We start from the raw sequence: 10961 nt of genomic DNA, 5'->3' as shown, positions 1-10961 counted from the left end.
GTGGGCATTCAAACAGATGCAACAGCCCTGTTCAAAGGAGCCGACTTTACACTCTTGTTGGCAACGGTGCTTATCGTACTACTTCTTCTCATTTTACTGTATCGCTCGCCAATTCTGGCTCTAATTCCACTGGTAGGCGTTGGATTTGCTTATGGGATCATTTCACCTATTCTTGGTTTCTTAGCTAAACAAGGTTGGATCACCGTAGACGCACAGGCGATTTCGATTATGACGGTGCTGCTGTTCGGTGCAGGAACGGATTATTGTCTTTTCTTCGTTGCTCGTTTCCGACAATCTCTACTGGTAGAGAAAAACAAATATAGCGCACTTCGCGTGTCATTCGGTGGCTCAACGGGTGCGATCGGAATGAGTGGACTCACGGTAATTGTTTCCTTACTGGGCTTGTTATTCGCTCACTATGGCTCGAATCATCGCTTCGCGATTCCGTTCAGTGTGGCGATCTTCATTATGGCAATTGCCAGCTTAACGCTAGTTCCAGCACTGCTTGCAATCATTGGACGCGTATCATTCTTCCCGTTCATTCCTTTGACGGCAGAAATGCGTGCGGAGAAAGAGGCGCGCAAAGGGAAACGCATTCGTGAGCAAAAGCCTGTTGGGGCCATGAATGCTGCTCTTGGACGTGTGGTAACTGAAAAACCAAAAAGTGTGCTTGTTATCTCTTTAATCGTTCTTATCACGCTTGCTGCATTTGCCCCCCAGATCAAGTTTACGTATAACATATTGGAATCTTTCCCTTCCACCATGCCGTCACGTGAAGGTTTTACCTTGTTATCCGAGCATGTTTCACCTGGATCATTGGCTCCTGTTAAAGTGGTTGTAAATACGGAAGGTAAGAATGTGGATGTCACTGGTGCTCTTGCCAAGTTATCTTATGTAGAATCGGTGAGTAAACCAGAGGATAGCAAGAAAGACGCAAACTATAAGGCATTTGAATTGATTTTTAAGCAAGATCCCTACGATTTGGAAGTTATCAATCGGATTCCTGAGATTCGGAGCACCTTGGAGCAGAAGCTGGTAGAAGCGGGCGTCGCTGCACCACAGGTGTGGGTTGGTGGTGAAACCGCCACACAATATGATACCAAAACCGTCGTAGAGCGCGATACTAAGATTGTCATTCCCGTTGTAATCACCGTGATTGCGATACTCTTACTTGTGTATTTACGTTCCATTGTGGCTACTGTTTATCTGATCGCAACAGTGCTGCTCTCGTATTACTCAGCGTTAGGGGCAGGTTGGCTCATTTTGCACTACTTAATGGATACTTCCGCGATTCAAGGCTTAATTCCGCTTTATGCCTTCGTCTTCCTTGTTGCGTTAGGAGAGGATTATAATATTTTCATGATTTCGAGCATTTGGCAGGAAAAGAATCGCTTAAAACTGAAGGATGCCATTCGATTGGGCGTAAGTTCAACGAGCAGTGTTATCACCTCAGCAGGTTTAATATTAGCAGGTACATTTGCAGTCCTAGCCTCGCTGCCTATTCAAGTGCTTGTGCAGTTCGGTGTGATCTGTGCCGTTGGTGTCATTCTGGATACTTTCATCGTAAGGCCGTTCCTTGTACCTTCCATTACTATGTTGCTTGGGGATGCCGTGTTCTGGCCAAGTAAAGTGAAGCGCGGGACACAGGAGACTTTAACTGAAAACTGATTGTGATGTGAAAAAGGAGCTGCCCGCATTTGCGGACAGCTCCTTAGCATTTAGTCGATGATCTGAAGAATATCATCCACTTCTTTGCGTGCCATTTTACCAGGTCGATCCTTCGGATAGCCAAGGGAAATCACCATGTTAATTTGATATTCAGCTGGAATTTCAAGGTAAGCTCGGATTTGATCCTGTGCAAGCAGCACAGGGCCCGTCATAGGGCATGTTGCTAGACCTCTAGCATGTGCGGCAAGCATCAGGTTCTGTGAAGCTAGACATGAGCTCTTGATGCCTTCTTCCGCCCATACATGATCATCGACTAATTGAATCGGGTCGAAGATGCGATCGCGAAACTTGGATTCATACGGCGTTGCCAAGCAAATGATGAGAACAGGCGCATCCGAGAAGGCTGTCGCATAAGGACCGAAGGATCTCACGAGCATGCGTGCTTCTCTGGATAGGCCCTTCTCCTCTGCAGCCGCGGCACGCAGGTGCAGCTGATCCCAAGTCAATTGCTCAATATGTTTGATCTTTTCTGTATTTCGAATGGCGATAAATTTCCACGTTTGTGAATTCGTATCACTTGGCGCATAACGAGCACAATCAATAATTTCACGTATATCTTCTACTGCGACTGCTTGCTCAGTAAAGTTACGAATGCTGCGTCGTTCAAGGACAATGGCTTTGAAATCTTCATAATTCATAGTAAATGTGTACCTACCTTTGCTGCTCATATTATTCTGTGTTCTTTAATACTTGGTACTAAGACTATATCCTTAGTATAAGGGAGATGGGCTAGGAGTACAACTGCCGCGACACCCAATCTGCTCAAGTGGAAAGGCCTTCCCATGTATCATCGACTAGGAAGGGCGTCCTCATTCTTCTGAAAAAGATAAGTGCATAGAAAACCAATGGCTGACGTTATCGATAAGCACGCGGCAATGATATAGACGGTACTGCCGCCAGCTTCATTATAAATCCAACCACCTGCCGTGCCACTTATCAAGCCAGCAATACTGGACCAAGCTACCGCGAATATCGCTTGACCTGAGGAGCGATACTCGTCCGGAATAATCTGGCTCAAATAGCGATTCGCTGTAAATAAGAAAACACCGAAAGTTAGACTGTGCAGAAGCTGAATACCAATCACCCAAGTTGGATCTTGTATAATGCCCATCATGATAAAACGGAATGCATAGATAACGCCTGCAAAGGCAAGTAACGGCAGTTCTTTAAAGCGATGGCCATGCTTACTTAGATAGAAAAATACGGGAATCTCGCTCAGCGCCGATATCATCCAAGCATACCCAATCAATGAATCTGAAGCGCCTAGCTGACGCATATAGAGTGCTAAGAAACCATCATTGAACCGATGTGAAACCGACATGATAATCACGAGTATAAGAAACCAAATGAATTTTTTGGAGCGGATGATATTGACCATGCCACCGAAGGCCATCTTCTTGCCGCCTTGACGTGTGTCTTTTAGCAGAAAAAGGATAATCAATGTACAGCTGATCGTGATAAAAAGCAGGACAGGTGTTAGCCCTGTACCATATGCCCGAAGTAATAAGCCAAAGCCTCCTGCGGAAAGTGCGAAGCCGATGGAGCCATACACGCGGAAGGAGGCGTAGCTTTTTCCGCTGGAGCGGATGTGGAGCATGACTTGGCTGTCATTCAAGGAATTAACCGGCTGCTGGAAGAAGAAAAACGCCGCCAAGCAGACGTAGAGCAGGGAGAACCAGCCTGCTGTAAATACCAAGACCGCTGTTACGAGCTGTCCTAGAATCAGAATGATCATGATCTTCTTTACAGTTTGATAGCGATCGCTCAGGAAACCCCACAGCAGGTTGGTTGCAATACCGATCAACGGCCCAATGGCATATAGCAAGCCGATTTGGATTTTGGAGTAGCCTTTATAATCGAAATAAAGGGGGAAGAAGGTCACAACAATCCCCATCGTCATAAAAAAGGAAAGAGTAAACATTTTAAGCAATCGATCGTTCGTATCCACCGGATTTGATTTGGACAAGCGTAATCATCACCATTTCGTTACATATTTTCTTGAGGTTGGCTAGGTTGCGGAACATCGGCTGTTCGCTTGAGCACATAAATGACGACAAGCAGCTCTGCCAGCATGCCCACCGATTGTGCAAGCGCGCCAATCATCCCATTCCAGCCTGGAACAGTTGCAATGGCAACGAATAAAGTTAATATCGTAATAGTAGCATTCGCAGATTGGGAGAAAACCATGATTTTTGTTTGGCCGCGCAGCATAATAATTCCATTCATATAATCAAGCCATGGGAATACAATCGTCATAATCATGAAAATACGCATGGCACTCAGGCTGGCTTGTCTCAATTCGGCATTTACACCCATTACGTGTGTCATAAACCAGGGTCCAATCGGTGTATAGGCTAGTATGGCAATGAGTGCTCCTGGAATGAAGCTAAGCAGGAGAATGAATTTTTTAACACGCACAGGATCTTTGCGATAAAAGTTAAGGACAATTTGATGTATGTACGAGAAAAAACTCATCACTAGCTGCGTTAAGGACCCAGCAATCGCAAAGGATGCGATGGCAAGATGGATATGTGTTGTTTTGCCTAATATCGCATTAATGGACGGTCCGATAATTACAGCAATAACAGACGAATATAATAGCGGTTTATAAAAGCTGAAAATTTGTTGCTTCGTCTCAATCGGATGATTGGGCGCTTTCTCTGGAATGACTCGCTTCAGTAAGCTTGTCCCTTCCCAAATGGCAACCGTGGCCTCGATCATCATCCCGACAAGGAAGATAATGGCACCTACTTTTCCGCTAGAGACATTATCCGTTGTAATGAAATATAAAGATAAGAGGTACATCGCGATAATCCGGATACCCATACCAATGGTTAACCATTTGGTCCGCAGATTGAATATGATAATCCCATGAAATAAACAGCGCAGGCCGGAGAAGATGCTAACGTACATGAGAATGCGATATACACTTAATGTTGCAGCTAGCATTTCGCGTTCTACGCCGAAAAAATAAAGAAACACCCATTCGCCAACCGGTGTGTAGCAAAGTATAAGGCCAAGCAGAATGATACAAGCAAATACATAAGAGCTGACAACGCCCATGGCACGGAACGAAACCCGATCCCTGACGAGTGCAGAGCAGGCTTGTCGCAGCAATACAACTGGTTTTTCAGTCAGTCCTAGAAGACTTAGGGGGATGGCATAGCTGGCAATGACGAGCTCGGGATTATCAGCCCTAGCCAAAGTGCTATTAATAATAACATGAGAGAGGGTTACAAGCGTTGCAGAAAGTCCGAGGGGGAGGAAAAAGGAGATGAGCTGTTTCCATGTGATGTTTTCTTTTAATGTCTTAGCGGTCATCCAAATCGCACTCCTTCGCATTTTGCAAAACATTTCTTAAGTATATCAGAAAATGAAATCAGGATGACATACAATTTTAACTGGAAACCCAAGGTTTGAAGTGATACATTTAAAGGTAGAATGTTTCTTGAACAAGACAGACTGTTTTGCCTGCAAGGAGGTACATAGGAATGAATAGTTATTTTCAGTATGATGAGAGGTTAGGTATCGAGATCCCCGTTTTGGAATTGGAATGGGAAATGTATGAGGCTTCTATTCGCATAAATCTCTTGTTACAGTGGGAGCAAATACGAGGCGTTATCCCGGATCGCATTATGAAACTGGAAGCACAAATCATTGAAAAGCAAAATAAGCTCGATAAGGAAGATGATTTTGTAACCTCCTGCCGTTTGAACTCTGATATTGCTGACTTGGCTTCAATCATAAATGATCTTCATCTCTGGTTCCGTACTAATCAGGATTTAGAATCAAAAACCCACCATTAATGGTTGTCAATGAAGGGAGAATGACTGCATGCATAGCAATAAGGATGGGAATAACTGGGTTGGAACGATTGCAAAACAACTTCTGGAGCATCTCCCTGCTCTTTATCCRATTGAAGAGTGGGATGCCGCAATGGATACACGCATTGAAGCACTTTCTGCAGCGTTGATTACGGAAGGTAGCCCTGAGCAGTTGCCCTATGGTCTAGCTATTAAAGCAGGACTCTTTCTACTAAATGAAAGTCTGGATAAATCGCACGATATTTCGCAGGAAATTACGAATGCAACGGGTAGCTATTGGCATGCTCTCATGCATAGAATGGAAGGCGACTATAGTAATGCGAAATATTGGTTTAACGATGTTGGCCATCATCCTATTTTTTCGAATTTGATCCAATGTGTAAGAGATAATTTATCGCTTAAGGACTTCATGGAATTGGAAAATGAAGCCCTTCGTCATAAGCTTGAAGTACTTGTAACATCGCCCGTTTGGAATCCATACGTATTTATTGATGTAATTGAAATACAGGTTTCGCTTGTACAGAATCCCACAGTTGATAGTTGGTTACGTCACATACAGCGATCTGAAATGCAATTATTACTTCAATTCTGCTATGAACAAAGTTGTGGAGGAAGTTTACTTGAAGCAATTGGACAGAAGTAGGATAAGGATTAGGAGCCATGCGAAGGTTCCGCAAGGACCCATTCGGTTAATGATCAGTGTATATCGCTATATTTTACCAGATGTCAATGAACAGCTGACCCGCTGGAAGAGTAAAGCAGCGAATATTCCCGATGAAGAGCTTCGTACTCAAGCGTTAGCAAGCATTGCGACGAAGCAATTCCATTGTCAAGGAGGAGCTGTATATGCAGCTGCTCATTTATCGATGCGTCATGTGCTCATTCCACTTATCGTTGCTTTCCAATCCATAAGCGACTATTTAGATAATTTATGTGATCGCAGTACGTCGTTAGATCCTTTGGATTTTCGGCAATTGCATCAATCGATGCTAGATGCTGTTGATCCTGCGAAGCCGCAGCATGAGTACTATGCGTACAGAGATGAGAAAGAAGATGGCGGCTATTTAACAGATCTTGTTCAACAATGTCAGACTTCGATTAGCCAGATGCCATCGTATTTGAAAGTGGCTGATCAGGTAAAAGAACTCGTAGGTTTATACTGTGATTTGCAGGTGTACAAGCATATTCGTAAGGATCTGCGCGAGCCTCAGCTGCATCAATGGTGGGATAACCATCATCATAAGTATCGCCAGATTGATTGGAATGAGTTTGCTGCCGCTACAGGTTCAACTTTAGGTATGTTTATGTTGTTTTTGGCTGCTTGTGATCCAGTTCTGACGGACAAGCAGGTGGATTCCATTCGGGAAGCTTATTTCCCCTATGTTTGTGGACTCCATATCCTGCTTGATTATTTGATTGATCAGGAAGAAGATATTGAAGGCGGAGACCTGAACTTCTGTACCTACTATGATTCATTGGATACAACGGTAGAGCGTATTGCTTTCATTGTCCAAGAGGCGCGAAGTAAAATTTTGTTCTTGGAACATCCACGATTTCATCGTATGATAATCGAAGGTTTGCTTGCTCTCTATTTATCTGACCCCAAGGTCAACAGTCAACACCAGGTGAAGAAAATTTCAAAGCGTCTGATGAAAAATAGTCCCCTAACAAGGCTCTTTTTCTGGATAAATAGCATGTATATCCGTACGACATCATGAATGTCACTCACAAGAATTATGAAGGAGGAAATGTAAATGTCAGCAGTAAAGTCAATTGCCGTTTTAACTAGTGGAGGAGATTCTCAGGGGATGAATGCAGCCGTTCGAGCAGTTGTTCGAAGTGCATTATTCCATGGGCTGGAAGTGTATGCTGTTCAACGTGGGTATCAAGGTCTTATCAACGATGATATCCGTAAAATGGACTTGCGTAGTGTTGGTGACATCATTCAACGTGGAGGGACGATTCTTCAAACGGCTCGTTGTAAAGAATTTATGACGTCTGAAGGACAACAAATCGGCGCGGATAATTTGCGCAGACGTGGAATTGACGGCCTTGTTGTCATTGGTGGGGATGGTTCCTATCAAGGAGCGAACAAGCTTAGTAAGCTGGGTATCAAAACGATGGGTCTGCCGGGCACGATTGACAATGACATCCCGTTCACTGACTTTACTATTGGATTTGATACAGCGGTTAGCATCGTAGTGGATGCTATTAACAAACTGCGTGATACTATGACATCACATGAGCGCTCATCGGTTGTCGAGGTTATGGGTCGTCATTGTGGTGAAATCGCCCTGTATGCGGGACTTGCAAGCGGCGCTGAAACAATTATTGTGCCAGAGGTGGATGTGGACCTCACAGAGGTAGCTAATCGGATGAAAGATAACTTCAACCATGGCAAGCGTCACAGTATTATTCTTGTGGCTGAAGGTGCAGGAACTGGTGAAGGTATTGCCAAGAAGATCACGGAAACGAACGGTATAGAGCCTCGTGTGACAGTTCTTGGTCATATCCAACGCGGTGGAGCGCCTACGCACAATGACCGTATTTTGGCAAGCCGTCTAGGTGACTTCGCGGTTCGTAAACTCATGGAGGGTGATTCTTCCAAAGCTTGCGGCATCATCAAAGGTGAACTAGTAGCAACGGATATCGATTTAGTTGTGAACACGAAACGTACCTTTAACATGGAGCTTTACGAATTGGCAAGCCGTTTGTCTCAATAAGCCTAATTTCGTGAATGTGTCTTGATCTTCATGGTGATTTCAGCTATAATAGCCAACAACCTATACATCAACATCATGTCTATGAAGAGCATCCAACTCGGAGACGTTCATGATCGGAAGGCATGGAAAGGTCTTCCTTAAATAAACCGGCACCGCCCGTTATCGCGGAACCAAGCGGATGAATGACAGATCATGTCATCATCAAGTTGGGTGGCACCGCGAGCAGAACGCTCCTCGTCCCAATCGGACTGAGGGCGTTCTTTGTCTTTTTCACACATACGAAGAGGAAGCGGTGACGGGAAATGCTGGATATCAAATGGATTCGAGGCAATCAAGAGCAAGTGAAAGCAGCAGCAGTTCAAAAAGGGGTAAAATGCCACGTAGATGAATTGCTCGTAGTCGATGAGAAGAAGAGAGAGCTCCTGGGGCAAGTTGATGTGCTCCGTGCAGATCGCAATCGTGCTTCGGAGCAGATTGCGTTGCTGATGAAGCAAAAGATGGCTGCGGAAGCTGAAAGCTTGAAGGAGAAAGTGCGCGGTTGGAATCAGAGACTAGTTGGTTTGGAAGCTGAATTAACAGAATACGAACAACGATTTGATACGCTAATTCTGGAAATACCAAATTTACTTTCGCCCGACACTCCTTTCGGTAAGAGTGACGCAGAGAATGTTGAACTGAGGGTTGTAGGTGAAAAGCCAACTTTTGACTTCGAGATGCGAGATCACCTGCAGCTTGGGGAAGCATTAGATATGATCGATGTTGCTCGGGGAGTCAAGGTGGCTGGCAGCCGCAATTATTATCTCAAAGGGATGGGGCTTTATTTGCACAGGGCTGTCCAGCAGTTAGCAATCGACCTGCTAACAGATCGTGGATTCACCGTGATGGATGTGCCGCTAATGGTGCGGGAGGAAACACTGCTGAATGCGGCTTTCTTTCCAGCGGGCAAGGATCAGACTTATGGACTGCCAGATGACAACACTTGGTTAGTTGGAACTTCGGAAGGACCGCTCATTTCGTACTATGCTGGTGAGATTGTCGATCTTTCGGAGGGACCGATTCAATTAGCAGCAGTGTCGAATTGCTTCCGCAAAGAAGCGGGTTCGGCGGGCCGGGATGTAAGAGGCTTATATCGCGTTCATCAATTCGCGAAAGTTGAGCAAGTGATCCTTTGCGAGAATAATGCAGATGAGGCAGATCGCATGCTGCAGCAGATTACACAAAATGCCGAAGATTTACTTGCTCGCCTAGAGCTGCCCTATCGCGTTGTAGCGGTGTGTTCGGGGGACATGGGAGCCAAAAACTACAAACAATTCGATATTGAAACGTGGATGCCTAGCCGCGGAGCATACGGCGAAACGCATTCGTCGTCGAGCTTACTTGACTTTCAAGCAAGACGGAGCAATTTGCGCTATCGGGATAAGGTGGGAGAGTTACGCTATTGCTGCACGCTGAACAATACAGCTGTTGCATCGCCGCGAATCCTTATTCCAATACTTGAAAATCATCAACAGGCGGATGGTTCGATTTATATACCTCCTGCGCTCAGACCTTATATGCGAGGCTTGGAAGCAATTAGAGTTTAATAATAAGTAAGCACCTTATCCTAAGTTTTTCAGTAGGATAAGGTGCTTTTTTGTTGAAGGTGGCGGCTGCAGTCTAGTACCCTTCCGCTAAGTCCACGACATTGATCATATCGCCACCGTCCAGCATCACGCGTAAATTGTGATAGAAGATGGTGGATACGCGATCTGTATAATGTTCGGAGGACCCTGCGATATGCGGAGTCAGTATGACATTGCTCATTCCCCAAAGTGGAGATGATGAGGGTAATGGTTCTTGGGCAAAAACGTCCAATGCTGCACCGGCTAGCTTGCCTTCCTGCAAGGCGTGAATCAAGGCTTCTTCATCGAGGACATCACCGCGAGCTAAATTAATGAAAAAAGCACTCCGCTTCATAAGCTCTACATGCTCCTTACGTAGAAAGCCTCGCGTTTTCACCGTGCTCGGAAGAAGGACGACGATGAAATCGCTTTGTGACAGCAGATGCTGGAGGCCATCCTCCCCATGGACGGTTTCGTCGAAAGCGGCTTGCGGCGTCCCTGATCGATTCAGACCAATTACTGTCATATCAAATGCTTTTGCCTTTCGCGCGACGGCTTCGCCTATTGCACCAGCACCGATGATGCCGATCGTCTTGCCATGGAGCTCTCCGAAACGGATTTGATTGTCCCAGACATGTTGTTTCTGGTTATCATAAAGAAGGTTTGCTTTACGCACCCATTGCAGCATGAGACTTAGGGCGAATTCACTCATTTGAATGGTGTGAACACCACGGGCATTCGTAACGATTACTTGACGCTGTGAAAGCTCATCTAAAGGCAGCTTATCAACGCCTGCTGATATCGTTTGTACCCACTTCAGATTCGTTGCTCGTGAGAGGAGATCAGGGTGCAAGCGACCTGCTGTAAGTAGAACATCGGCACTCGGTAGCAGCTCAGCTGCTTCTTTGGTGGAGGAAAACCAATGGAAATGACAGCGTTCCTTTAAGTCATGGGGCATTTGCTCATGCATAGAAGTTAAATCCATGCCTGTCATAGCGACAATATTTAACATGTCATCACATCCTTTTGTTAATCGAAATGAATACCTACTATGATAAATGATATGGAAACCGAAAGTAAACTCG

10 protein-coding genes are annotated in these 10961 nt (G+C 45.1%); 6 read left to right on the top strand and 4 right to left on the bottom strand.

What is annotated here, in order from left to right; translation table 11 throughout:
• On the top strand, positions 1–1668 hold a 1668-nt coding region (locus AC1DVJ_RS15740), incomplete at its 5' end, for an MMPL family transporter (RefSeq protein WP_477592179.1).
• Positions 1669–1718: 50 nt separating this feature from the next.
• Here the strand turns inward: AC1DVJ_RS15740 and AC1DVJ_RS15735 are convergent.
• The 3 genes from AC1DVJ_RS15735 to AC1DVJ_RS15725 all read right to left on the bottom strand — a co-directional run bounded on the left by AC1DVJ_RS15735 (position 1719) and on the right by AC1DVJ_RS15725 (position 5049).
• Entirely contained in the window at positions 1719–2366 is a 648-nt protein-coding gene (locus AC1DVJ_RS15735) for a nitroreductase family protein (RefSeq protein WP_477592178.1), read from the bottom strand.
• 149 nt (positions 2367–2515) lie between these two features.
• Positions 2516–3694, bottom strand: coding sequence for an MFS transporter (locus AC1DVJ_RS15730; protein ID WP_477592177.1), 1179 nt, complete (start codon positions 3692–3694; stop codon positions 2516–2518).
• 20 nt (positions 3695–3714) lie between these two features.
• Entirely contained in the window at positions 3715–5049 is a 1335-nt protein-coding gene (locus AC1DVJ_RS15725) for a multi antimicrobial extrusion protein MatE (protein ID WP_477592176.1), read from the bottom strand.
• A 170-nt stretch (positions 5050–5219) separates the two neighbouring features.
• On the opposite strand from AC1DVJ_RS15725, the gene AC1DVJ_RS15720 reads away from it, so the two are divergent.
• The 5 genes from AC1DVJ_RS15720 to serS all read left to right on the top strand — a co-directional run bounded on the left by AC1DVJ_RS15720 (position 5220) and on the right by serS (position 9858).
• A complete protein-coding gene (locus AC1DVJ_RS15720; protein ID WP_477592175.1) occupies positions 5220–5534 on the top strand; it encodes a hypothetical protein in 315 nt (104 codons plus the stop codon).
• A 28-nt stretch (positions 5535–5562) separates the two neighbouring features.
• Complete coding sequence (locus tag AC1DVJ_RS15715; protein WP_477592174.1) at positions 5563–6195, top strand: hypothetical protein; 633 nt, start codon at positions 5563–5565, stop codon at positions 6193–6195.
• 49 nt (positions 6196–6244) lie between these two features.
• Positions 6245–7270 carry a tetraprenyl-beta-curcumene synthase family protein gene (locus AC1DVJ_RS15710; protein ID WP_477592184.1) on the top strand — a complete coding sequence of 342 codons (1026 nt, stop codon included), beginning with the start codon at positions 6245–6247 and terminating at the stop codon, positions 7268–7270.
• A gap of 36 nt (positions 7271–7306) precedes the next feature.
• Positions 7307–8275 carry a 6-phosphofructokinase gene (pfkA, locus tag AC1DVJ_RS15705; RefSeq protein WP_477592173.1) on the top strand — a complete coding sequence of 323 codons (969 nt, stop codon included), beginning with the start codon at positions 7307–7309 and terminating at the stop codon, positions 8273–8275.
• A 302-nt stretch (positions 8276–8577) separates the two neighbouring features.
• Positions 8578–9858 carry a serine--tRNA ligase gene (serS, locus tag AC1DVJ_RS15700; protein WP_477592172.1) on the top strand — a complete coding sequence of 427 codons (1281 nt, stop codon included), beginning with the start codon at positions 8578–8580 and terminating at the stop codon, positions 9856–9858.
• 73 nt (positions 9859–9931) lie between these two features.
• Here the strand turns inward: serS and AC1DVJ_RS15695 are convergent, their stop codons facing one another.
• Entirely contained in the window at positions 9932–10888 is a 957-nt protein-coding gene (locus AC1DVJ_RS15695; protein WP_477592171.1) for a D-2-hydroxyacid dehydrogenase, read from the bottom strand.
• Positions 10889–10961 lie beyond the last annotated feature (73 nt).

The sequence above is a fragment of the Paenibacillus sp. P4_A9 genome (genome assembly GCF_056402415.1).
This window is presented reverse-complemented; position numbering and strand designations above follow the sequence as displayed.

Bases quoted from the DNA above. Each gene is read 5' to 3' on its own strand.
- AC1DVJ_RS15735 (WP_477592178.1), bottom strand. From the start codon at position 2,366: ATGAATTATGAAGATTTCAAAGCCATTGTCCTTGAACGACGCAGCATT.
- AC1DVJ_RS15725 (WP_477592176.1), bottom strand. From the start codon at position 5,049: ATGACCGCTAAGACATTAAAAGAAAACATCACATGGAAACAGCTCATC.
- AC1DVJ_RS15720 (WP_477592175.1), top strand. From the start codon at position 5,220: ATGAATAGTTATTTTCAGTATGATGAGAGGTTAGGTATCGAGATCCCC.
- AC1DVJ_RS15710 (WP_477592184.1), top strand. From the start codon at position 6,245: ATGATCAGTGTATATCGCTATATTTTACCAGATGTCAATGAACAGCTG.
- pfkA (WP_477592173.1), top strand. From the start codon at position 7,307: ATGTCAGCAGTAAAGTCAATTGCCGTTTTAACTAGTGGAGGAGATTCT.
- serS (WP_477592172.1), top strand. From the start codon at position 8,578: ATGCTGGATATCAAATGGATTCGAGGCAATCAAGAGCAAGTGAAAGCA.
- AC1DVJ_RS15695 (WP_477592171.1), bottom strand. From the start codon at position 10,888: ATGTTAAATATTGTCGCTATGACAGGCATGGATTTAACTTCTATGCAT.